The following is a 23,721-nucleotide window of genomic DNA, read 5'->3' on the forward strand; positions in this document are numbered from 1 at the left end:
TTTTTGTTATGCCAAGTCTTCAAAGCCTCCGACGAAAAATTGCGTCTGTCAAAAACACGCAGAAGATAACCAAAGCCATGAAAATGGTTTCGGCGGCTAAGTTGAAACGCGCACAGGATCGTATTCTAGCGGCTAGGCCCTATTCCCATCAGTTACGAGAAGTCGTGGGGAACCTGAGCGAACGGGTTAATCGTGCCTCTCATCCTCTTCTGCCGCGACGTGACGGGAATACGACCGAACTTCTGGTGGTTACAAGCGACCGCGGGCTTTGCGGGGCCTTTAATACCAATATTCTCCGGCAGGCCGTTGAATTTTTGGAGGAGCAGACCAGCCAGGGGAAACAGGTATCGGTCAGTTTGGCCGGAAGGAAGTCTATTGATTTTTTCAAACGACGCCATTGGAAGATTCGTCAACAATGGGGAGGAGTCTTTGATCGGCTCAGTTTTGAACACGCCTTGGATATCGGGCAAAACATTGTGTCCCAATATCATGAAGGCACCTTTGATCAACTGTATGTGGTCTATAACGAATTCAAATCGGTCATGCAGCAGCAGGTATTCGTTGAAAAGCTGCTCCCCATTGAATCGGTCCAGGAGTCCGGCGAAAGGGAGAAGCCGGCGACGGGTGGGAGTTATCTCTATGAACCCGATGAAAATGAATTGTTAACCACCTTATTGCCTAAGCATTTTGAAATACAGACGTATCGGGTCTTATTAGAGTCGGCTGCCGCGGAACAGGCGGCACGAATGACGGCCATGGATGGGGCCACGCGGAATGCCGGAGAATTAATCAAAAAGGTCACGTTATTTTATAACAAAACGCGCCAGGCCGCGATTACCAAAGAATTGATGGATATCGTGGGAGGCGCAGAGGCCCTGAAATAAATCGAAGGTTGATCCTGGCCGGGCACGGGAGACCGTGTGCCGTTCACCAATCTTTTTCAACCAAGGAGTCTATGGTGGGTACGGATGTCGGAAATGGAAAAGTCATTCAAGTCATGGGACCGGTGGTGGACGTGGAGTTTCCTCCAGGGAAACTTCCCAATATTTTTAATGCATTAACGATCACCCATAGTTCTGGCGATCAAGAAGTACAATCAGGCATCCAGGTCACATTGGAAGTGGCCCAGCACCTTGGGGAAAACCGGGTGAGGGCGGTCGCCATGTCCTCGACCGATGGATTGGTCCGTGGTTTAGAGGTGAAAGATACCGGTGCGGCGATTTCTGTTCCCGTTGGACGGGAAACCCTCGGGCGGGTCGTCAATGTTTTGGGTGATCCTGTTGATGGCTTCGGTGCGGTCAAAACGGAAAAACGGTGGTCCATTCACCGTGCGGCCCCTGCGTTAGAAGACCAGGAAACCAAAACAGAAATATTGGAAACCGGCATTAAAGTCATCGACCTGTTGGAGCCCTATGCCAAAGGGGGAAAGGTCGGGCTGTTCGGTGGTGCCGGCGTAGGTAAAACCGTCATCATCATGGAACTTATCAATAATATCGCCCTCCACCATGGGGGGTTTTCAGTTTTTGCCGGCGTCGGTGAACGGACTCGTGAGGGTAATGATCTTTGGCATGAAATGCAGGAGTCCAAGGTCATTGATCCCCATGATTTTTCAAAATCAAAAGCCGCCTTGGTTTATGGACAAATGAATGAGCCACCAGGAGCTCGCCTCCGGGTAGGCCTGACCGGACTGACCATCGCCGAATATTTCCGCGATGAGGAGCATCAGGATGTGCTGCTCTTTGTCGACAACATCTTCCGATTTACTCAAGCCGGCTCCGAGGTATCTGCCTTGCTCGGTCGAATGCCATCAGCCGTGGGGTATCAACCGACGTTGGGGACGGAGATGGGGACTTTACAAGAACGGATCACGTCGACCAAGAAGGGATCCATCACTTCGGTTCAAGCGATTTATGTGCCGGCTGATGACTTGACTGACCCAGCCCCGGCAACGGCGTTTGCCCATTTGGATGCCACCACCGTGTTGTCACGCCAATTGGCCGAGTTGGGCATCTATCCTGCGGTCGATCCATTGGATTCCACCTCAAGAATTTTAGATCCCCATATTTTGGGTGATGAGCATTACCAGGTTGTGCAACGGGTACAAGGCACTTTGCAACGGTATAAAGATCTTCAAGATATCATCGCCATCTTAGGTATGGACGAGTTATCGGAGGACGACAAGCAAACGGTAGCCAGGGCGAGGAAACTTCAACGGTTTCTCTCTCAGCCCTTCCACGTGGCAGAAGCCTTTACTGGATCACCCGGGAAATATGTGAAACTCGTTGATACCGTTCGAAGCTTCAAAGAAATCGTGGATGGTAAATACGATGATCTTCCAGAGCAGGCCTTCTATATGGTTGGGCCTATCGAAGAAGCCATCGAAAAAGCTGAAAAACTCGGATACAAACGATAATGGCAGGTGCTGGTGTGACGGCGTCATCAGGGAAAATTCTTTTAGAGGTGGTCACCCCCGATCACCGTTTGCTCAGTAAGGAAGTCGACTACGTGTCGGCTCCTGGGAGTGAGGGAGATTTCGGTGTCCTGCCGGGCCATTGTCATTTTCTGACTACCTTGCGGATTGGCGAACTTCAATACCGTATTGGTGAACAGACTGAATACATGGCTGTGCTCTGGGGGTTTGCTGAAGTGACGCCGACTAAGGTGACGATTCTGGCCGAAATTGCCGAAAAGGCTGAAGACATTAACGTAGAACGGGCCGAGGATGCCGTTCGAAAAGCGGAAGAACGTCTGGAGCGTGGCGGGCTACCCTCAGAAGTTGAGGAAGCTCGCGTCAGTTTGGAAAAGGCCCGCCTCCGGCAAAAAATTGCCGGTCGCCACCACCAACAGGCCGGTTCCCGTCTTATATAAAGCAATCGACCGCCCCGTTTTTTTACTTGCCATGCCGCATGTCGCTACGCGGACGGAGTTCATCGTCACCGCAGGCGAATCGCCCAAACGCCTTGATCATTTTCTTGCCAATCGCGAACCCTATTTTTCTCGAACAGCCCTCCAACGATTAATTGAAGACGGCCATATTACGGTCGGTGGTCAGGTTGTGAAACCCAGCCACAAGGTCAGGCCTGGTGATTGCATTGTCCTGGTCGTACCGCGTCCAGAGCCTTTGGCGATTAATCCTGAACCAATTCCCCTTGTCATCCTCTATGAGGATGAATTCCTATTGGTTCTCAACAAACCGGCCGGCCTTGTGGTTCATCCGGCTCCGGGTCATTGGACGGGGACCTTGGTAAATGCGCTCCTCCATCACATGCAAAGTGGGGAAGGGCATCTTTCAACTATTGGAGGAAAGGAACGTCCGGGTTTGGTGCATCGACTTGACAAGGAAACGACAGGGATCTTAGTCGTGGCGAAAAATGATCAGACTCACCGGAAATTGGCGGGACAATTCAAAGCCCACTCCATCATTCGGGTCTATGAGGCGTTTGTGTGGGAAGGGCCAAAAACACGGGAAGGCCGGATTGAGTTGTCGATTGGACGAGATACCAAAGATCGGAAAACATTTTCCGCACGCACAACCAATCCCAAGGAGTCGCTGACCAGTTACCGGGTGAAAGAACGATTTGGGGCTGCGGCGGCACACGTGGAATTATTCCCTGGCACAGGACGCACGCATCAGCTACGAGTTCACCTCAAGGCTATCGGATGTCCGATTTTGGGTGACCAAACCTATGGAGGGAAAAAAGTTATGGATGTTGGGGGAATTGGCATTCCCCGTGTGATGTTGCATGCCAAAGTTCTTGGTTTCATACATCCTGTTTCTCACAAAATGGTGACATTTTCAGCGGAATTGCCGGAAGATATGATAACCGTACTGAATGCCTTGAAGGGCAAGGAAGACGAATGATTGTCTTGACAAGCAGGCAAGGGATTGGAGTAGATTTCAAGATATGGATAAAGAGGCAAAATTTGAACCTGGGCAGGTGGTTGACACCTTAGGAGAACTGATTGCCAGTCTGGCGGCCTTTGCCGCGAAAGTACCGGCCAAGTCCATGCTGGCATTATCTGGTGGAATTCGTCCAACACCGGAGGCAGTCGATTCGTATGAAACCACGGTCTATCGATTTCGCGACCGAGTGGGAGTCACATACAAAACTCTCCCTCCATTATTTGTCGAATCCTTAGAAGCTTTTGAGGCGGGAAAAGTATTTGATGCCGTACCTCCCCTGTTGCAATGCGTTGAACAGTTGGTGGAATTGCACAATCAGGAAACTATTAAATTCACTCCACCTCAACAACAACGTCTTTGTGACTATCATCGCCGCTTAGAAAGACTTGTCCCTGAAGCCACCCAATCCGAAATCGATCTTCCTACCCCTGAATCGTATTAATCCTTTAATTATAACTGCGCAGGATACCCCAAAGCTTACCTAGGGGGGGCAGTGGGGAATAGTCGCAGAGAAATTTCCTGCGGGATTAATCGGAATGGTGCCTCCGTTTTTTGGGGCAACTTCCTCCTTCCCTCATACTCCCAATTAATGGACGGAGCTCTATTTCCAAAAATACGAGGGATTTTGGGGGGGTCGGTCTACAAGGGTTACAAAATGCGGGATCGCTTTATTTTTGGGTGATTAGGTGAATTCTAAGAGGATTTGGGAAAGAGCCGAGTCGAGCAAGGATTTGTTATCGAAGAAGGATGGTCGCTAGGATCATTCTTAGAGAAGAGTAATTAATTCAAGTTTGCAGGAACAAGAAACTGAAGACTTGTTCGGAGGATAAGCTGGTTTCCGCTGGAAGAAGGGGGGGAAATTACTCGCCAATTCCTTCCTTTATCTCGTAACCCTTCTGCTATCACAGTTAGTTGCGAATAAGCTTCATTATCAAGCGCCTTGGCAAGGCTCAAATTGCAAAGGAAGGTCTTACACCCTAAGTGGTAAGAACGAAAGACCAACAAACTCAACTCTTTGGCAACTTGTTTATTAAACTGTCCTTGCACATGAAACATGATGGTATCAGAGGCCAACTGTTCGGTACGTATCATTTGATTCCTGCCATTCAGAAATAGGAATAAGTATCTTGCTCAAGCCCATTTCAAACCAATAGGAGTTTCCGTGACTATTCCCCAGAGGAGTGGGCTCAGGAGGTTGAAGCTACGAAATGATCACATGCCTTAATAGATAATATGAAGGTGAGGGAACACCAGGGGAGCCTGGCTAAATGAGAGATTGGTTGACGGGAACCTTGGTGGGATGTATAAAGTCAATTCTTCTTCATGCGTCCGTAGCTCAATTGGATAGAGCATCGGCCTTCGGAGCCGAGGGTTGGGGGTTCAAGTCCCTCCGGGCGCACCATTCAGATTTCCCCAGTTGCCCTGATGATGGTAGTATCCCCACTCCCCATTCGTAGGGCATTACGTGTATACGTAATATCGAAGCCAATTACACACCAGGAAATGTTGATTCTTCTGTTGTGTTTTTTCCTTCCTGCTAATACATGGCTATCTTCAATTTGGGCAAGCATAAAAGTATTGTTGCCCATTCACCATATTCAGGTTAATACCCATTTCCGGGATTCTAAGAAATGAGTTGGTCGAAAAGGCGCTTGAGTTAACAAATCCAGGGTTTTTATTGTAGGGTGTGCCAACGTTTTTTGTCGGTAATGATCATCATGGGCAGTGAGATATCTTCTCTTTTCTAATGAATACCTCCTGGATTGCGTTTCTTGAACGCCCCGCTATCCATATTTCTCTCCTTCTAGTCATTGGTTTTCTGGCATTTAGCTCCAATGCCTCTATTTCTCTGTTTGGGGAAACCGAGGGTTTGTACGCCATCATCACCCACACCATGATGGCGGCTGAGGATTATGTGCATCTTTGGTTGCGGGGAGAGCCGTATTTTAATAAACCGCCTCTATTCTTTTGGCTTCAGGCTGGATTTATTCATAGCTTGGGATGGAGTGAGTCCGCGTTACGGTTGCCATCAATTGGATCCAGTTTGGGAACGATGATAACGACCTATTTCTTGGGCCGCTTATTGTTTTCAGAAATGGCAGGATTTTGGGGCGCCCTAGTATGCGCGACCTGTTATGCGGGCTTGTGGTTTGGTCCCTTGGCCATTATCGATCCTGTGTTAACTTTTTGTATGACCTTGGGGATGTATGCCTGGGCTCGCGCATATTTTCAGGAATCATCACAGTGGTGGTATCTAGTCGCCTTTGTGGCGTTGGCGTTGGGCTCGATGGTCAAAACGTTGCATGCCTTGGCTTTGCCGGTTCTGGTGATGGGGATATTCTTATGGATGCGCCGTGATCGGCAAGTGTTCCGGGAACCATACTTTTGGGTTGGAGTCGTGTTGAGTGGCTTGTTACTGGCTGGCTACTACCTGTTACTTGGGCCAGAATTCAGGCAGCACTTTTTCTTTGAAGAAAATCTCAAACGTATGGTCACCGTATCGGGAGATCAAAAACTTACTGCGTGGGAGGCCTATTGGGGAAAACGTCCAATATTTTGGTATGCCCTAGTGATCTGGTTCGATCTTTTCCCCTGGTCGGCCTTACTTCCAGTTGGCCTTATTCTCATATGGAAACGTCGTCCCTGGGTTGAGTCGCCGAAAGAATTGTGGGTTTTTCTCTGGGTCGTGGTGTATTTTGTGGCGTTGAGTTTGGCGCCAGAAAAACATGAACGGTATCTCATGCCACTCCTGCCGGCATTCGGTTTGTTGGTCGGCTATGTATATCATCGACTGCTGTATGAAGCGCCGGTATTGGAAGGAAAGGGCATGTTGAGGGGCTTGTTAGCATGCTTGGGTGGCATTTTTGTGGTTTCGGTATTTCTTGGACCTATTCTGTTGCAAAAAAAATGGCATGTTCCATTGGACGTCATTCCTTTGATCCTTCGTGTGGGATTAGGCATGTTAGGCCTGATGATGGTTGGACTGGCCGTCAAGAATTATTTGCGAATGGGTCTGGTGGGTGTGGGAGTGTTGGGCCTGGCCCTTATGGTGACGGTGACAGGATTTATTATTCCTGGTATCCAAGCGGAAGGTTCTCCCAGGCTGGCATTTGACGAAAATCAACGGCGCTTGATTAACCAAACGGATCCCATATCGGTGTTTCAGTCATGGGATTGGCGGAAGGATGAAGATGAATTCTATTGGGACTATCTCCATGGTCGTTCACGAATCGTGGGGGAGGGTCTTGAAGATTCCTTGGCGCTTGAAGAATTGAAGAGGGACGTTCAACAATCAACACGTTTGGTGATGATGACTAAAGACCAGTATCAACAAATCATTTCCGGTGCTCCGAATTTAACTGCCATTGTGTTGTTTGAGTTCTACCGTTCAAATAAGAACATTGTGCTTCTTTCTCTCGGTTGGAGAGCACAGCTTGCGGATTCTTGGAAAACCCAATAACAATGAATTCAAAAAAGATTGCCAAATGCTAAATTTACCGTAAAATTTAGTATCTGACCCTTTCTGAAGCGATTCAGGTTAATGAATGGAAGAGATAGTACTGGATCGTTATCATTTCAGAGTCTGTATTTCGGTCCATATTCTTGCCGAACCATTAAAGAAGAAGAAACCATGAACTCTTACCATCGATTAGGTCTATGTCTACTCATGATTGTGTGTGTGTGGTCTTCGCAAGTGGAAGCCAGGGTGCAAATCACAACTATCCCCTATAACCATGGGGAAGTTGCTTTGGAAGGAGTCGTGGCCTGGGATGATGAGATAAAAGGTAAACGTCCGGGAATTTTGGTTGTTCACGAATGGTGGGGGCTTAATGAATATGTCCGAACTCGTGCGGTACAATTGGCGGCCCTGGGATATGTGGCCGTGGCGGTGGATATGTATGGGAAGGGAAAAGTGACCGCTCATCCCGATGAGGCCAGGCAATGGATGCAACAAACCACAGCCAATGTAGAGATGTGGCAGGCCAGGGCGAAAGCGGGATTAGGGCTTCTTCAGGCTAACCCCCTGGTAGATCAAGCCCGTTTAGCAGCTATTGGGTATTGTTTTGGAGGGGCGACGGTTTTGCAAATGGTGTATGATGGGGCACCGGTTAAAGGAGTCGTGAGTTTCCATGGGTCGCTCCCTCTTCCGTCCGCATCTTCTGCCATTAAGAATTCAGTCAAAATTTTCATTGCCCATGGAGAGGCCGATCCGTTTCTTAGCCAAGACCACATTACGAAATTTAAACATGCTTTAGACGAGGCTGGGTTAGATTGGCACATGGTGATTTTTGGAGGTGCCCAACATGGTTTCACCAACCCTTCGGCCAATCAATATGGGATGAACGGTGTGCAATATCAGGAACAAGCTGATCGACGGTCATGGGAGCACATGAAATTATTTTTTGATGAACTGTTTCGATAAGTAGAATACGCCCGGTAGGAAGTTTCCTATCGATTGAATGGAAAACAGGCAAGAATCGTTGGTAAAGTTCTTCTTCATCTTCACCGAAGATTCAGAGTTTACAGGTTTTCTGTCTGAGCAGGCCATTCAATATGGCAAAGGCAAGGTCTTATTCTAAGGAAAAGCATGGCAACCCCAAACGGGAAATTAACTTCAATTCTGGGCGTTTCCGCCTATTACCACGATAGCGCGGCTTGTCTCATTCAGAATGGCGAGATTGTGGCGGCTGCTCAAGAAGAACGGTTCACGCGAAAAAAGCATGATGCCGGGTTCCCGAGCCATGCGGTTGAGTATTGTCTGCGGCAAGGCGGGGTTGGCATGCGCGATGTCGATTATCTGGTGTTCTACGACAAACCTTTTGTCAAATTTGAACGGCTGTTGGAAACATATTTGTCCTATGCCCCAAAGGGACTTGGATCGTTTTTGACTGCCATTCCTGTTTGGATCAAAGAAAAGCTGTTTTTGCGAAACTTACTAGAAAAGGCTTTTCGTCAGGTGGGGAGTCTCGAAAAAAAAGAGAAACTACCGCCTTTGCTCTTTGGGGAGCACCATGAATCACATGCGGCTGCGGCCTTTTTCCCTTCTCCTTATGAGGAAGCGGTTGTCCTGTGTATGGACGGGGTGGGCGAATGGGCGACCACTTCAGCCTGGGTCGGGCGGGGAAACCAATTAACACCTCTTTGGGAAATTCCCTTTCCCCATTCCATCGGGCTGCTGTATTCCGCCTTTACCTACTATACCGGGTTTAAGGTCAATTCCGGTGAATATAAAGTGATGGGGCTCGCTCCGTATGGGGAGCCAAAATATGTGAAAACGATTTTGGACAATGTGGTGGATGTGAAGCCGGATGGCACCTTCCGGCTCAATATGGACTATTTTGATTACTGTACCGGATTACGGATGACCAACAACAGGTTTGACGCCATATTTGGTGGTCCTCCGCGTCAGGCGGAAAGTACTCTCACCCAGCGGGAAATGGATCTGGCTCGGTCTGTGCAAGAAGTCACCGAGATGGTCATGCTTCGTCTGGCCAACAGCCTTCATCGAGAAACGGGCCTTTCCAATCTTTGCCTTTCCGGAGGAGTGGCCTTGAATTGCGTTGGAAACGGAAGAGTGCTGCGGGAAGGACCATTCAGCGGGCTGTGGATTCAGCCGGCGGCAGGCGATGCGGGCAGCGCGTTAGGTGCAGCGTTAAATGTGCATTTCAGCTATCTGAATCAGCCTCGGGTATGCCAGAGCTCTAATGATTCGATGCGAGGAAGTTATTTAGGGCCACGCTTTTCCAACGAGGACATTGAATCCCGGCTCCAACAGCTTGAGGCCAGCTATGAATACGTGGAAGATTCGGACCTGTATCGTCGAGTGGCGGAGTATTTGGCTGAGGGAAAGGTCATTGGATGGTTACAAGGGCACATGGAATTCGGTCCTCGGGCTTTAGGGGGACGAAGTATCTTGGGCGACCCTCGTAGCGAGAAAATGCAATCGGTCATGAATTTAAAAATTAAATATCGGGAATCCTTCCGTCCATTTGCGCCATCGGTTTTAAGGGAACGAGTGTCCGAGTATTTTGAGATGGATACCGATAGTCCTTACATGTTACTGGTGGCCCCGGTTGCCGAGAAGCGACGACGAGCGGTACAACCGGATCAACAAAAACTTTGGGGAATTGATCTACTCAATGTTCCCAAATCGGATATTCCCGCAGTGACCCATGTGGATTACTCCGCCAGAGTTCAGACGGTGTCACCTGATACCAATCCTCGCTACTATCAATTATTGCAAGAGTTTGAAAAGCAAACTGGATGTGCAGTGTTGATCAATACCTCGTTTAATGTTCGAGGCGAACCAATTGTCTGTACGCCTGAAGATGCCTACCGGTGTTTTATGCGGACGGAGATGGACGTCCTCGTCCTGGAAAATTGTCTTGTTTTGAAGGAACATCAAAAGCCGGTGCCGAAGGATGAAACGTGGATGAAAGAATTTGAATTGGATTAAGTGTGAAAGAGTGACGGCATGACCTCAACGATTCATCACCCAACTGCTAAGGATCTCCGCACGTTCGGCCTGTTAATGGGCGGAGTTTTTTTAATTGTAGCGGTATGGCCATTGGTCATTCATGGAGAAAGTATTCGATTGTGGGCGAGTTGTATCGCCGGGGCCTTTGGAGCGATGGGAATGGTTTTTCCAAAAGGGCTTAAGCCCTTGCATCGCGTATGGATGAAGATCGGCGAAAAATTAGGGTGGATTAATTCCCGGATTATCTTAAGCCTAATGTTTTTTGGGATGTTTACTCCCATGGCGTTTGTCATGGGATTATTAGGTAAACGACCATTGCAACTTGGCTATGACCCCAAGGCCAACAGCTATCGCGTGGTCAAAAAGGCTAGGTCCGCGGACCATGTGCTGAAACCTTTCTAAAGGAGATACAACAGATGACAGGTTTTCTTGGTGAATTGTGGGACTTTATGCGGGAACGAAAAAAGTTCTGGCTCGCCCCCATCATCATCATGCTCTTATTGCTCGGCGGTCTTATAATCTTGAGTGAGGGCTCAGCCGTTGCCCCCTTTATCTATACCTTGTTTTGAACCATGGGGAGGGTGGAGGCTACGGGGAAAATGAGTGGCAGGCTTGATAGGGAAAAAGGAGGGAGCTTTAAGCCCCCTCCTTTTCGGACCCCTTGGTGTTCCCGATTGTTCGGGGACGGCTTACGGACTTATCCCCTACTTGTTGGAATCACTGTTTGTGTTCATGGACTTTGATTCCCCAGGCGGCACAATATTTGGGCGTTCTTCTTTCCCAGGGTTCATGGCATGTGCGTCATGAAATCCAGATGCTTGTTGGAGTGATTCATCCCGGCTGGGTTGAGTTTGTCCCGGGTCATTAGCTACCGATTGCCCTGTCACGGGAGACTTCGCGTCTCCCATGGGATACCCTGGATGGTTTGGCAGCATGCCTGGATTTCCCAGAGCTATTGTACTTCCTAATAAGACACTCCCTATTACGTTAATCGCGCAAAGTTTACGGTTCATGATCATCCCCTCCTTTTTTTCGATACGATCGGGAATCAAGGGGTACTAGAACTAGAACCTAGTCCAGGAAAGTATGTTGGAAACCTCTTTGGTTGTCTTACACTTACCGTCCCTCCTGTTTTAATTGTGGGTTTTACCGACTTCCTTGTGAACAGGTATTTGGCCAAAGATGCGTTTCAGTCCGTCGCTTGTCTTTGCCATATTTTCATTTGGCTTGAAAGTATATGCAGGAACACTCCCTGAGACCAAAGATGAAACAGTCAACACTTTTTAACCTCTATTGAAGCCAGTAGGGATGCTTTTCCCTTCACACCCGCGCGTGACTTGATCTCCACTAAATATTCTTTAACTTAAGAAAGGGATAGGAGGATTTCTGGAGGGTGTACAATATTGCATAGGCCCACCCATTGATTGACGGGAAGATTAGGCTTATGCCTTTATGGTAAAACTGGAAAATGGCTTTGAGCAAGTGGCGCAAAATGGGGCAGATCTGTTGAGTGAGGCAGATAAAAAATATTCTGGTAGAGGCTGAATATTGCAATAGTTTTTGTAATGAAAACCCCAAGGATTATAAAACCAATATGAAATAAATGGGGATCATAAAAAGATCGAATGCATAGGAATAATAAATAAAATTGCCAGAGGAAAATATAAAACATCATCAATTTGTAAATGAAAAAAGTATGATGGTGGTCGGTAAGCTTTGGAGGGAAGTTTTTCTGGGATTTTGCTGGTGAATGAGCACTTCGTGGACGTGGGGAAGTTTCAAGCCATATGCAATCATTTGCGGGGCATTTTCCTCCTCAATAGGCTTTCATGACCTCAGGAATTCATGTTTTTTGGGAGAATTTAACGGCTCCCTCGCATATGATTGGACATGACCGCTGCAAAAATGAGGCTAAAGCACGCGTCATTCGTCCATATGAAACATTTGAAATAATGAGTCTTAACCCGGACCTATCATTGCACGCTGCACTCCGTCATGCGGGGCAGATACCATTTTTCCGCCAAACCCCTTGACTCTCACAAATGGTAAATTATTATAAAAAAGAGGCTCTTACCCCATGCAGAATGAGAAGTTGAGGTTTCCCCAATGCCATCGAAAAAGGGGAATCAGTAATATTTTGACTACAGGAACCCACCGGGTTCAAATCAAGACATATGTCTGGATCTGAACACGAGCAGATAGCAAGGCTTCGAGCCTTTCTGAATCAAAAGGTGATTGGACAAGAGGGTCTTACCCTCAGGCTGTTGATTGCCTTGATGGCTGATGGACACCTTCTTGTTGAAGGTGCGCCAGGTTTAGCCAAAACTACCGCTATTAAAGCCTTGGCCTCCGGGATTGAGGCTGATTTTCACCGGATTCAGTTTACCCCGGATTTACTCCCCGCTGATATAACTGGGACTGATATCTATCGTCCACACGACGGCTCCTTTCGCTTTCAACCAGGACCGATTTTTCACAATCTTGTCTTGGCCGATGAAATTAATCGGGCCCCCGCTAAGGTGCAGGCCGCCTTATTAGAGGCTATGGGAGAACATCAGGTGACGATCGGGCGAACCAGTTATCCTTTGCCGGAATTGTTTTTAGTCATGGCCACCCAAAACCCCATTGAGCAGGAAGGCACGTATCCGTTGCCTGAGGCGCAATTGGATCGTTTCCTACTCTATGTCCGGGTGCAATATCCCGATGTGGAAGGAGAAAGAAAAATTGTCGAACTTGTTCGTCGACAAGCCAGGGCGATTCCTGGTGAAATCGCGACAGCTCCCACGCCCGTTCCTCAAAAGGTGATTGTGGCGGCTCGACGACAAATGTGGGATATATATGTTGCGCCTACACTGGAAGAATATATCGTCCAATTAGTCATGGCCACACGTGAGCCTGGACCGTATAGCTCCACGCTGAAGAGATGGATCCGGTTTGGAGCCAGCCCCCGGGCAACCATTGGAATGGAGCGTTGTGCCAGAGCACATGCCTGGTTGGAAGGACGCGATTACGTTTCCCCGGAAGACATACAAGCCGTCGCCCATGATGTTTTGCGCCACCGGATCTTACTGACCTTTGAAGCGGAAGCGGAGGGGATCAGGACCGATCAGGTGATCTCAGAAATTTTGAATCATGTGGCCGTTCCGTAAACAGACAGCACCAACCGAAATCCGGCCGAACCGTCCTACAGGATCTCAGGGGGTAGAAGTTCGGCTTGCGGATCTCATTAATATGCGTCACCAGACAGGGGTATTGGGAATCAAGACCAGGAAGCGGGTTCATACCCTTTTGGCTGGAGGAGAGCGATCCCCGTTTAAAGGCAGAGGCATGGATTTTGAGGAATCCCGCCGGTATCAACCGGGCGATGATGTCCGACTCATGGATTGGCGGGTGATGGCCAGAACTCATGAACCCTACCTCAAGATCTTTCGGGAAGAACGGGAGCGACCCGTCTTCATCGTAGTGGATAATAGAAAGGGAATGCGATTCGGGACGAAGGTGGCCTTTAAGTCAGTCATTGCCGCCCATGCGGCGGCATTATTGGGATGGGCCTCGCAAGAACGAGGAGACCGGGTTGGGGGGGTGGTTTTTTCAGATGTGGACCATGTGGAACTTCGACCCAGGGGAGGAAGAGCCGGAGTGCTCCACCTTCTCAATATCCTGGCTCAAGATCGTTCCCACAGGTCACAGATGATTGAACGCCAGAGTCCCATTACCTCACCTCTTCAGTTGGCATTAAATCGAGTCCAGGCAACTGCGAAGCCCGGAAGCCTCATTTTTCTCTTGAGTGATTTTCGCAATTGGGACCAGCAGGCCAAACAGACCCTTATCCGATTGGGCGGACACCAGGATGTGGTCGCGATCTTCCTGTATGACCAATTGGAACAGAAGCCCCCACCTGCCGGCCAATATCCTGTGACGGACGGTACACGCATGGGAATTTTTAATACAGGATCTGCAAACACAATCCAATCCTATTCAGCGTACTTTAGGGAACGTTATGAAGATGTCCGGACTCTGTGCCTGACCCGTGGAATCGGATTCATTCCATTGGGAACCCACGACGATATTCTTTTCCAATTGCGGGGTGGGTTACAGGATCTCGGGCATCGACGAAGCGCACATCACAGTATGGCATGACGGGAATGGGCTAACATGCCGACATCAAGTTCTCCCTTACAAGAGCTTCGGGATGTGCATCTGCCAGACCCGGTTTCTCTGTGGCCTCCGGCTCCTGGTTGGTGGATCACTTTCGGGTTGGTCATGATGGGAGTCATGGTGTTCCTCTGGATTTTGAGGAATCGACGTCGGAAACAGTCCTGTCGACTTGCGATGAATGAACTGACTGCGATTAAACAGCATTATGATACCCATCGAGATGATCAATGGCTGGTTCAACGGCTTTCAGCCATGATCCGCCGCTATGCCATAGCTACTTTCCCTCGATCCGAGGTCGCAGGGTTAGTAGGAATCTCCTGGCTGAAGTTTTTAGACCGGTCGGGTCGAACCAACCAATTCACTGAAGGGGTTGGCCATCTGTTAAGTTCAGGGCCCTACCAGCAGCAGGCAACCGTATCGGCTGCTGAACTGGTGACCTTGGTCGAACACTGGATTCGGCAGGTGTCTCCACCCACAGGGAAAGACACGGCATGATCACGTTGGCCTGGCCGTGGGTGTTGGCACTTGTTCTGTGTCCCTGGCTGGTGCGTCGTTGGGCTACCCCTGTCTCCAATTCATCCGGCCGGGCTATGAAGTTGCCGCATTTTGAAGACATTATGGCCCTTCAGTCCAACCAGTTGATTGGGGCGACTCGTTCAAGGCACTCAACACTGTTTTGGGTTGGAATACTCATTTGGGCCGCTCTCCTCCTTGCGGCTGCCCGTCCACAGTGGAGTGGCGAACCAGTTGGATTACCAACCAGTGGACGTGATCTGATGCTGGCCGTCGATGTCTCCGGCAGCATGAAGATTCCGGATTTTTCAGTAAAAGGACAGGAAGTCAACCGTTTAGAGGTGGTGAAAACCGCAGCCGGGGAGTTCATCGCTGGTCGAACCGGCGATCGTATAGGGCTGATTATATTTGGTTCCCAAGCCTACGTGCAGACACCTTTGACATTTGATCGAGACACAGTCAAGACCATGTTGACGGAAACAGAAATTGGCTTGGCGGGACAGGAAACCGCCATTGGCGATGCGATCGGCCTTGCTGTGAAACGGCTCAGAGAACAACCCGCAGGAAGCCGGGTTTTAGTGCTATTAACTGATGGGGCCAATACGGCGGGAGAAGTCTCGCCCACACAAGCGGCGGCTTTGGCTGAGGAACAAGGTATTCGAATCTATGCTATCGGAGTTGGCGCGGATCGAATGGAGATTGAATCATTTTTCGGCACACAGACGGTGAATCCTTCCCGCGATTTGGATGAAGATACCCTTCGCCATCTTGCGCAACGTACGGGAGGGTTGTACCTGCGTGCCAAGGACACCGAGGGACTCATGAGGGTGTATAAAGAATTAGATCGTCTGGAGCCGGCGGCCACTGAATCGGAACTGTTTCGACCGACGATCGAATTATATATATGGCCATTAGGATTTGCGTTGGTCCTCTCCTGTTTAATGGCCATGTCTTTCATCTGGAAAAGGGAATGGGGTCTCCGATCGAGTTGGAAGTCGGAAGCGATCACTGCACAAGCAGGGGCCGGACGATAAGATGTCAATGTTTCATTTTCTACGACCGGAATGGCTATGGGGATTACTTCCCTTATTCGGACTCTTTCTACTAATAGCCAGGAAGGGGGCAACGGGTCAGATATGGGAGTCTGTATGTGATGCCCATCTCCTCCCGCATTTGTTGGTGGGAACCGAGGAAGCGACGCGGCGCCTACCTCTCGTGCTTCTCGGATCTGGTTGGATTGTGGCGGTCTGTGCACTGGCCGGGCCGGTCTGGTCTCAATTACCCCAGCCCGTGTTCCGAGCGGAATCGGCGTTGGTGATGGTCCTGGATTTATCCCGTTCAATGGATGTTCAGGATGTGGCTCCTTCACGGTTGACGCGAGCCAAACATAAGATTCTAGACATGCTTAAGGCGCGGAAAGAAGGACAAACCGCTCTTGTGGTCTATGCCGGTGAATCATTCGTCGTCTCGCCATTAACCAATGATGCCAACACCATCGTGACCCTTGTGCAATCTCTCGAGACGGAACTCATGCCGGTCCAGGGTAGTCGTACTGATCTCGCTTTGCAGAAGGCCCATGAACTCCTGCAGCAGGTCGGACAGGCAAGCGGAGATGTGCTATTGCTAACGGACGGCGAGGGAGATCCTGCCACATTGAAGGTGGTAGACAAGTTACGCAGTCTGGGGGTGCGTCTGTCTGTACTTGGTGTTGGGACCGTCGATGGGGCTCCTATTCCGGAGACAGGGGGATTCCTCAAAGATCAGGACGGAGCGGTGGTGATTCCCACGTTAGATATTCCTTCCCTTCAAGCCCTTGCTCAAGCGGGTGGTGGTTATTATGCCACGGTGACGGCTGACGACCAGGATATCAATCGGGTCTTTCCTTCCGTTGTGCCCAGGAGGGGGCTATCCTCTTCAACATCTGAACAGCGAACCACCGACCTGTGGCGAGAGGAAGGACCCTGGCTCGTCCTGCTACTTCTGGTTTTGGCGTTACCCGCATTTCGACCGGGATGGTTAGGAATCCTGCTGGCCTTCCTGCTTATTCCTCAGGTAAGCGAGGCCTTTTCCTGGGACAATCTCTGGGTTCGTCCCGATCAACAGGGTATTCAGGCATTAGAGCGTGACGCTCCGGAAGAAGCGGCAGCCTTGTTTCAAGACCCAGGCTGGCAGGGCATAGCCCATTATCGTGCAGGGAAATATCAGGAAGCAGAAGAAGCCTTTTCCATAGTGGACACACCGGAGGGTCATTACAATCGAGGCAATGCCTTGGCTAATCTCGGTCGCTATGAAGAAGCCCTGGCCTCATACCAAACAGCCCTCACTCAGCAGCCCGATCATGCGGACGCCCAACATAATCTAGAAATCATCAAACAACTCTTGGATAAATCATCATCTGCAGAACAGGCAGGAGGGTCACCCCAACAATCGGATGGCTCCTCCCCCAAACAGGGCAATAATGGGAATCAGACGGGAGGTGAAGAAGAAAATTCAGAGAATTCTTCAGACCCGACCCATACACAATCCGATTCGAAAACAGGTGACTCTCAAAAAGAGAACCCTGAAAAAGACGGGTCAGAGTCGGATTCTGCCCGGACCGCTAATCAGTCGAATGAAGATCAGAAATCTTCTGAAGAAAATATGGATGGAGAGGCGCAAGGGCCGGATCCTTTGAAAGCCGAACAATCAAAGAAGCCGCGGTCTGCACCAACTACAATGGAAGAAAAGTCGGAAGATCAGGCGGAACATTCAGGTGTATCTTCTACGGGGAGTGCGGCCCACTCACCGGAAATACAGAAGTCTGACCAGGTCCTCCAGCAATGGCTTCGCCGTATCCCTGATGATCCCGGAGGATTGTTACGCCGAAAGTTCCTTTTGGAGCATCAACGGCGTGTAGAGACTGGAGAGTCCACCATTTCTCAAGGAAAGCGCTGGTGAGAATTTCGGGATGGATAGGGGTGATGGTGGTCTGCCTTGTATTTGTGGGGCATGATCATCCTGTCTCGGCCCAATCAGTCAGGGCCTACGTGGATCGGAACCCGGTCATGGCAGATGAGACCTTTCAGCTCATCGTGGAGTCGGATCAGGCGTCCTCGGGTGAATCCCCCGAGTGGCATATCTTAGACGCAGACTTCGATGTATTGGGTACGACCCAAAGTCAACAAACTTCGATCATCAATATGCGAACCACTTCATTGGTCCGATGGATTGCGACGCTTGCGCCAAAGCGAACAGGAGCCGTGACCATTCCTCCTATCCATGTGGGCGCTCATCAGACCGGCCCCATTCAACTGGAGGTCAATGAGCCGGATCACACTAGAGAGCCTAATGAGAGCCAGGATATTTTTCTCGAAGCAGATGTGGACTCACAGGTTCCCTATCTACAGGGGCAAGTCCTTATGACGCTAAGGTTAGTCAGCGCCATTTCTGTGCAGGAAGGCCGTTTAGATGAACCCGAAATGGATTGGGGAATTGTTGAACGCGTGGGAAAGGACGTCTCGTACGAGTCGACCCGAAACGGGCGACGATATCATATCACCGAACGACGTTATGTCATCACACCACAACAAAGCGGGAGGCAGGTGATTCCTCCAATCCTTTTTTCCGGAACGGTTCAGGAAGGTCGAACCCGTGGAACGCTCTTTGAGGAATTATTTGGCAATCGGCCCGGAAGTCTGGGACGTGATCCTTTCAAAGCCTCACGCCCGATTCACAGGCGAAGTCCGAAAATTGCTATCAACGTTAAAGATTTTCCTTCAGATCTGAATGGGCGATTTTGGTTGCCGGCCAAAAATCTCACCCTCACGGAAGTATGGTCGGGTGATACCGAAAATCTTCAGATAGGGGATTCTCCAACTCGAACGATCGTGATGCGTGCGACAGGTCAGCGCGGAGAACAATTGCCTGAAGTGACTGTGCCCCCACAACCCATTGTGAAGATCTATCCCGACAAGGCGAAAACCCAGACAGATTTTGACGGGAAATGGATTGTGGGGTCCAGGGAGGAAAAATATGTGTTCGTGCCCACGCAGCCGGGTACAGTGACGTTGCCCGCGATTCATGTTCCCTGGTGGAACATTGAGACTGACCGGTGGGAAGAAGCCACTCTCCCTGCTAAGGTACTGACGGTTCTCGGCATGCCTCAACCTACGTCCTCAGGACAGATTCCCATGTCCGTTCCGGATCTGCCTGTTTCTTCAACAGCGAGTGATCGTCAGCAGATGGATGTCCAATTTGGCACCTCTGATAGTGCCAAGCCGTTACCATGGGCGTGGATTACAGGGGGGTGTTTCACGTTGTGGTTGGTGACCCTGGTGGCCTGGTGGAGGGAACGCCAAAAACGGAATGGACGAGGTCAAGATATGGCAAAAAGGAATGATGGGAAATTTGAATCGGAGCGAAATGCCATTCAAGGGGTGAGGGCTGCGTGTTTTGAACAGTCAGCGGAAAAAACGCGAGCCGCACTCTTACAATGGGCTTCCCTCAAGGAAAAAGGGCGTCCCTGTCAAAGCCTGAAATCAGTGGAACGTTTATTGAGTCAGCCGGTTCCTGATCCGGCAGAAATTTCTGCCGCCATTTGGAACCTTGATCGGACCTTGTACACGACCACGGCAGAAAAACAGAACTGGGACGGGCGGCAGTTTTGGGAGACAGTCAAGCCGGCCATAACAGCCAAGCCACCGAACTCTCACAAAGATGTCAAAGAGTTGCCCCCCTTGTATCTCCATTAAATTTAACGGGGGTTGAGTAAATCAGAACGCGAGGGCACACAGGTGTAACAGATCACTTCATGAAATTATTGAGATAAAGAGGGTAGCATGGAAATCATGGTTAAAATTGAAAACTTGCGAAAAACATTTGGGCCGATTATCGCAGTGGATGGTGTGTCGTTTACCGTAGGAAAAGGAGAGGTGCTCGGGTTCTTAGGGCCGAATGGAGCGGGTAAATCTACAACTATGAAAATGATCACAGGTTTTCTCACGCCGACCAGCGGCGCCGTACATATTTGCGGGCATAATATTGACGTTCAACCCATCGATGCCAAAAAGCGTATCGGCTATCTGCCAGAGGGGGCTCCGGCCTATCAGGATATGACTCCAGCCTCGTTTCTTACGTTTATTGGGGAAATGCGAGGATATCGTGGGGCGACGCTTAAGCGAACGGTTTCGGAAACGGTCGAGAAGGTGAATTTGCAATCGGTGTTGAATCAATCGATTGAAACCTTGTCGAAAGGGTTTAAGCGCCGTGTGGGACTGGCTCAGGCGATTCTTCATGACCCGGAAATTTTGATTTTAGATGAGCCGACCGATGGATTGGATCCCAATCAAAAGCATGAGGTTCGAACCCTGATTCGAGCCATGGCGAAGGAGAAGGCCATCATTCTCTCGACCCATATCTTGGAAGAAGTACATGCACTCTGTACGCGCGCAATGATCATTGCGAAGGGGAAAGTGGTGTTTGATGGCACACCAGCGGAATTGGAAGGAAAATCTCCTACGCACCATACGGTCCTTGGCACGATAGCCGGCGTGGATCCCATGGTCTTACATCATCACCTGATGACGGTGAAAGGGGTCAAAAAGATTGAAGAGTTGGGCCGGAACGGTGACTTGGTGCAATTTCGTATTTATCCGGATGACGGAGAGTGGATCCTCCCGGATATTGGACATTGCGCGCGGGAACAGGGCTGGGAAGTGAGGGAACTCTATCCCGACCGGGGGCAATTGGATGAGGTATTCCGTTTGTTGACGACTCCCAATCAGACGATTTCGTAATGGGGCCTGGTTTTAGCAGGATGCAATCTATAAGGCGGGTGGGATGCATCAGCTGACAATCCTCAAACCAAGAAGAACCCATCTTTATGTGACTCCGATGGACCAATGCCCTGAGAAGAGGTAGCTGAAAGACATTACCGAGAGTGAAGGAGGAATTGTGGGACGTATTCGAGTAATTTTTCAACGGGAATTGGCCGGGTATTTTGCCACGCCGATCGCGGCTGTGTTCATTGTCATATTTTTGTTACTCAGTGGAGCCTTCACGTTTTATCTGGGAAACTACTTTGCGCGCGGCCAGGCAGACCTGGTGCCGTTTTTTGATTTTCATCCGTGGCTCTATCTTGTGTTAATCCCTGCGTTGGCAATGCGCTTATGGGCGGAAGAACGTCGTTCCGGGACGATTGAACTGCTGCTGACCCTGCCAGTCACCATGTGGGAGGCGGTCGCAGGGAAATTTTTGGCCGCATGGTGTTTCACGGGAATCGCCTTGGCTCTGACCTTTCCCATGTGGCTCACGGTGAATGTATTGGGGGATCCTGATAATGGCGTCATCCTTGCCAGCTACCTCGGCAGTCTGCTGATGGCAGGGGGATTTTTAGCCATCGGCTCCTGCATCTCCGCTCTCACCAAAAATCAGGTGATCGCCTTTGTGATCAGTGTTGTCATTTCTTTGGGGTTCATCTTGAGTGGGTTCCCACTCGTGCTGGAACTTTTCAGCAGTTGGGCACCACAATTTCTGCTGAGTGCCATCAGCTCATTTAGCTTTTTGACGCATTTCCAATCGATCAGCAAAGGTGTCTTGGATTTGCGCGATATTCTCTTTTTTCTCTCGCTGATTGCCTTTTGGTTGTTTGCGACGGCCACGGTCATTGATATCAAAAAAGCCGAATCGTAAGGGGACGGTTTGAAGGATCCGGTGTGAAACTTTGCAAGTGAGGAGTGATGATGAATAAAAAAGTACTCACGGGAAGCGGTCTCATCATGGCAGCCGTTCTGTTCGGCGTCTTTAACATGGTGAGTAATGCCGCGTTCAGTACTGCACGATTCGATCTGACAGAACATGGCCTGTATACCTTGTCTGAAGGCAGCAAGAATGTTCTTGAGAGTTTGAAGGAACCCATTACACTGCGGTTTTATCTCTCCAAAGCCTTGGCCACCGGCTTGCCGGGCATTAAAAGTTACGCAACACGCGTTCAAGAGATGTTGGAAGAATATGCCCAAGTCGCGGGAGACCAACTGTACCTGGAAGTGATAGACCCTGAACCGTTTTCAGAAGAAGAAGACCGAGCCGTCGCGTTTGGTCTGCAGGGTATCCCGCTGGATGGTGGGAGCACCCAATTTTATTTTGGATTGGCCGGGACCAGTTCGACGGATGAGTTGGAAGTGATTCCTTTTTTTCAACCAGAGCGGGAAGAGTTTTTGGAGTATGACTTGACGAAGATGGTTCACACATTGGCCAATCCCAAGAAAAAAGTTCTTGGCCTGCTGAGTACCTTGCCCATTGATGGGAGTGGGGGCATGCCGTTTATGGCAGAGCAGGGAGGAAGCCAACCCTGGCTCATTCTCTCTCATATTGAACAAATGTTCGAAGTGAAAAAAATCGAAACAACGACGACGGCTATCCCTGAGGAGATTAGTGTCTTAATGATTGTGCATCCTAAGTCCCTGAGTGAGGCAACGCTCTATGCCATCGATCAATATGTTTTGAGAGGCGGGCATGCCATGATTTTTGTTGATCCTCTGGCCGAATCGGATAGTGGAGGAGGAAACCCCATGAACCCGATGGGAGGCGGCGGTCCCCGGAATTCGGATATGCCTACGTTATTTGCCCCCTGGGGTCTGGAGTTGGTGAAAGGGCAGGTGTTGGGAGATTTGCCGTTGGCCAAAAAGGTGCAAGTCCAACAACAAAACCGTCTACAGGTGGTAGATTATCCAGTCTGGGTTGATTTCCGACAGGAGCATTTCAGCGACAAGGATATTGTCACGGCTCAGGTGCCGTCGATCACGGTGGCATCAGCAGGCATCATCCGAAAGAAGGGGGAGACGGGGACCACGGTCGAGCCGCTCATCCAATCGGATGAAGCCGCCATGCAGATTGAGGCCTCACGCATATCAGTCATGCCTGATGTCAGCGGCTTACTCAATAGTTATCAGCCTGAAGGGGAAAAATTTATTGTGGCCGCCAGGGTAACAGGAACCGTGAAAACGGCTTTTCCTGATGGGAAACCGCAAGCGGCGGCGAATACGAGTGAGAATCCGGATATGGCTTCAGAAGCCGAGACCCAGACCCAAGATCACCTCACAGAATCGAAAGGTCCCATCAACGTGATTGTGGTGGCCGATACGGATATCTTGCAGGACCGGTTTTGGGTTCAAGTCCAAAACTTCTTTGGGCAACGGATAGGCATTCCCAATGCTGGCAATGGCACGTTTGTGACAAATGCCTTGGATAATCTGACGGGAAGCAATGATCTGATTAGTGTGAGAAGCCGGGCGGGATATTCCCGGCCATTCACGCTTTTGCGAATGTTGCAACAGGAAGCGGAGCAGCGCTTCCGGCAAAAGGAGCAAGTGCTCCAGGAACAGCTCAAGGCGACGGAACGTAAAATTCAGGAACTGCAGAGTCAAAAGCCTGAGGGCAATGCCATGATCCTGAGTGTGGAACAGCAGGAGGCCATGGGGCAATTTCGAAAGGAATTGCTCCAGGTTCGCAAGGAACTGCGGGGCGTACAGCATGAACTTGGCAAAAACATTGAGAGTGTGGAGCGTTGGGTGAAATTTATTAATATCGGGCTCGTGCCGTTGCTGATCGGTATTGTCGGGGTATGGATCAGTTCTTCAGGGATCAGAAAGAAGGGGTCCCCAAAAGCCAAGTAACCCAGGTATCGATCAAC

The 23,721-nt window shown here is 49.8% G+C and carries 21 protein-coding genes and 1 tRNA gene; 20 read left to right on the forward strand and 2 right to left on the reverse strand.

Going from position 1 to position 23,721, the window contains the following annotated elements; genetic code table 11:
• Nucleotides 1-8 precede the first annotated feature (8 nt).
• The 5 genes from atpG to ACTRXD_RS09380 all read left to right on the forward strand — a co-directional run bounded on the left by atpG (nucleotide 9) and on the right by ACTRXD_RS09380 (nucleotide 4,346).
• Nucleotides 9-884 (forward strand): ATP synthase F1 subunit gamma, encoded by an 876-nt coding sequence (gene atpG, locus ACTRXD_RS09360; protein ID WP_442431545.1) that lies wholly within the window; start codon nucleotides 9-11, stop codon nucleotides 882-884.
• Nucleotides 885-955: 71 nt separating this feature from the next.
• A complete protein-coding gene (gene atpD, locus ACTRXD_RS09365) occupies nucleotides 956-2,413 on the forward strand; it encodes a F0F1 ATP synthase subunit beta (protein WP_442431546.1) in 1,458 nt (485 codons plus the stop codon).
• Between the two features lie 14 nt (nucleotides 2,414-2,427).
• The gene (locus ACTRXD_RS09370; RefSeq protein WP_442431547.1) at nucleotides 2,428-2,868 is read left to right on the forward strand and encodes a F0F1 ATP synthase subunit epsilon; all 441 of its coding nucleotides are present in this window, start codon (nucleotides 2,428-2,430) and stop codon (nucleotides 2,866-2,868) included.
• Complete coding sequence (locus ACTRXD_RS09375; RefSeq protein WP_442431548.1) at nucleotides 2,825-3,862, forward strand: RluA family pseudouridine synthase; 1,038 nt, start codon at nucleotides 2,825-2,827, stop codon at nucleotides 3,860-3,862. The genes ACTRXD_RS09370 and ACTRXD_RS09375 overlap by 44 nt, the downstream gene beginning before the upstream one ends.
• Before the next feature lie 43 nt (nucleotides 3,863-3,905).
• On the forward strand, nucleotides 3,906-4,346 hold the full coding sequence (locus ACTRXD_RS09380) for a hypothetical protein (RefSeq protein WP_442431549.1): 441 nt from the start codon (nucleotides 3,906-3,908) through the stop codon (nucleotides 4,344-4,346).
• Nucleotides 4,347-4,684: 338 nt separating this feature from the next.
• On the opposite strand, the gene ACTRXD_RS09385 is transcribed toward ACTRXD_RS09380, so the two are convergent.
• Nucleotides 4,685-4,996 carry a hypothetical protein gene (locus ACTRXD_RS09385; RefSeq protein ID WP_442431550.1) on the reverse strand — a complete coding sequence of 104 codons (312 nt, stop codon included), beginning with the start codon at nucleotides 4,994-4,996 and terminating at the stop codon, nucleotides 4,685-4,687.
• 233 nt (nucleotides 4,997-5,229) lie between these two features.
• Here ACTRXD_RS09385 and ACTRXD_RS09390 point away from each other — a divergent pair.
• From ACTRXD_RS09390 to ACTRXD_RS09415, 6 genes are all read left to right on the forward strand, one after another.
• A tRNA-Arg gene (locus ACTRXD_RS09390) sits at nucleotides 5,230-5,306 on the forward strand.
• A gap of 345 nt (nucleotides 5,307-5,651) precedes the next feature.
• Nucleotides 5,652-7,364 carry an ArnT family glycosyltransferase gene (locus ACTRXD_RS09395; protein WP_442431551.1) on the forward strand — a complete coding sequence of 571 codons (1,713 nt, stop codon included), beginning with the start codon at nucleotides 5,652-5,654 and terminating at the stop codon, nucleotides 7,362-7,364.
• A 171-nt stretch (nucleotides 7,365-7,535) separates the two neighbouring features.
• Nucleotides 7,536-8,327 (forward strand): dienelactone hydrolase family protein, encoded by a 792-nt coding sequence (locus ACTRXD_RS09400; RefSeq protein WP_442431552.1) that lies wholly within the window; start codon nucleotides 7,536-7,538, stop codon nucleotides 8,325-8,327.
• A gap of 165 nt (nucleotides 8,328-8,492) precedes the next feature.
• Nucleotides 8,493-10,361: a carbamoyltransferase family protein gene (locus tag ACTRXD_RS09405; RefSeq protein ID WP_442431553.1), complete on the forward strand. Its 1,869-nt coding sequence runs from the start codon at nucleotides 8,493-8,495 to the stop codon at nucleotides 10,359-10,361.
• Between the two features lie 18 nt (nucleotides 10,362-10,379).
• Nucleotides 10,380-10,784, forward strand: a complete 405-nt coding sequence (locus ACTRXD_RS09410) for an SxtJ family membrane protein (protein WP_442431554.1) — start codon at nucleotides 10,380-10,382, stop codon at nucleotides 10,782-10,784.
• A gap of 14 nt (nucleotides 10,785-10,798) precedes the next feature.
• Nucleotides 10,799-10,951: a DUF5989 family protein gene (locus tag ACTRXD_RS09415; RefSeq protein ID WP_312645580.1), complete on the forward strand. Its 153-nt coding sequence runs from the start codon at nucleotides 10,799-10,801 to the stop codon at nucleotides 10,949-10,951.
• A gap of 135 nt (nucleotides 10,952-11,086) precedes the next feature.
• Here the strand turns inward: ACTRXD_RS09415 and ACTRXD_RS09420 are convergent, their stop codons facing one another.
• The gene (locus ACTRXD_RS09420) at nucleotides 11,087-11,395 is read right to left on the reverse strand and encodes a hypothetical protein (RefSeq protein ID WP_442431555.1); all 309 of its coding nucleotides are present in this window, start codon (nucleotides 11,393-11,395) and stop codon (nucleotides 11,087-11,089) included.
• 1,161 nt (nucleotides 11,396-12,556) lie between these two features.
• Here ACTRXD_RS09420 and ACTRXD_RS09425 point away from each other — a divergent pair.
• The 9 genes from ACTRXD_RS09425 (at nucleotide 12,557) to ACTRXD_RS09465 (ending at nucleotide 23,704) form a co-directional block, all read left to right on the forward strand.
• On the forward strand, nucleotides 12,557-13,531 hold the full coding sequence (locus ACTRXD_RS09425) for an AAA family ATPase (protein WP_442431556.1): 975 nt from the start codon (nucleotides 12,557-12,559) through the stop codon (nucleotides 13,529-13,531).
• Nucleotides 13,515-14,522 (forward strand): DUF58 domain-containing protein, encoded by a 1,008-nt coding sequence (locus ACTRXD_RS09430; RefSeq protein WP_442431557.1) that lies wholly within the window; start codon nucleotides 13,515-13,517, stop codon nucleotides 14,520-14,522. The genes ACTRXD_RS09425 and ACTRXD_RS09430 overlap by 17 nt, the downstream gene beginning before the upstream one ends.
• A gap of 15 nt (nucleotides 14,523-14,537) precedes the next feature.
• A complete protein-coding gene (locus ACTRXD_RS09435; RefSeq protein WP_442431558.1) occupies nucleotides 14,538-15,035 on the forward strand; it encodes a DUF4381 domain-containing protein in 498 nt (165 codons plus the stop codon).
• Nucleotides 15,032-16,087, forward strand: coding sequence for a vWA domain-containing protein (locus ACTRXD_RS09440; protein ID WP_442431559.1), 1,056 nt, complete (start codon nucleotides 15,032-15,034; stop codon nucleotides 16,085-16,087). Before ACTRXD_RS09435 ends, ACTRXD_RS09440 begins: the two co-directional genes overlap by 4 nt.
• 7 nt (nucleotides 16,088-16,094) lie before the next feature.
• On the forward strand, nucleotides 16,095-17,990 hold the full coding sequence (locus ACTRXD_RS09445; protein WP_442431560.1) for a VWA domain-containing protein: 1,896 nt from the start codon (nucleotides 16,095-16,097) through the stop codon (nucleotides 17,988-17,990).
• Nucleotides 17,987-19,783, forward strand: coding sequence for a BatD family protein (locus ACTRXD_RS09450; RefSeq protein ID WP_442431561.1), 1,797 nt, complete (start codon nucleotides 17,987-17,989; stop codon nucleotides 19,781-19,783). The genes ACTRXD_RS09445 and ACTRXD_RS09450 overlap by 4 nt, the downstream gene beginning before the upstream one ends.
• Before the next feature lie 96 nt (nucleotides 19,784-19,879).
• Nucleotides 19,880-20,827, forward strand: coding sequence for an ABC transporter ATP-binding protein (locus ACTRXD_RS09455; protein WP_442431734.1), 948 nt, complete (start codon nucleotides 19,880-19,882; stop codon nucleotides 20,825-20,827).
• A 157-nt stretch (nucleotides 20,828-20,984) separates the two neighbouring features.
• Entirely contained in the window at nucleotides 20,985-21,722 is a 738-nt protein-coding gene (locus ACTRXD_RS09460; protein WP_442431562.1) for an ABC transporter permease subunit, read from the forward strand.
• Nucleotides 21,723-21,769: 47 nt separating this feature from the next.
• Nucleotides 21,770-23,704: a Gldg family protein gene (locus ACTRXD_RS09465; RefSeq protein WP_442431563.1), complete on the forward strand. Its 1,935-nt coding sequence runs from the start codon at nucleotides 21,770-21,772 to the stop codon at nucleotides 23,702-23,704.
• Nucleotides 23,705-23,721 lie beyond the last annotated feature (17 nt).

Source organism: Nitrospira sp. T9 (genome assembly GCF_052156535.1).
Taxonomy (GTDB): Bacteria; Nitrospirota; Nitrospiria; order Nitrospirales; family UBA8639; genus Nitrospira_E.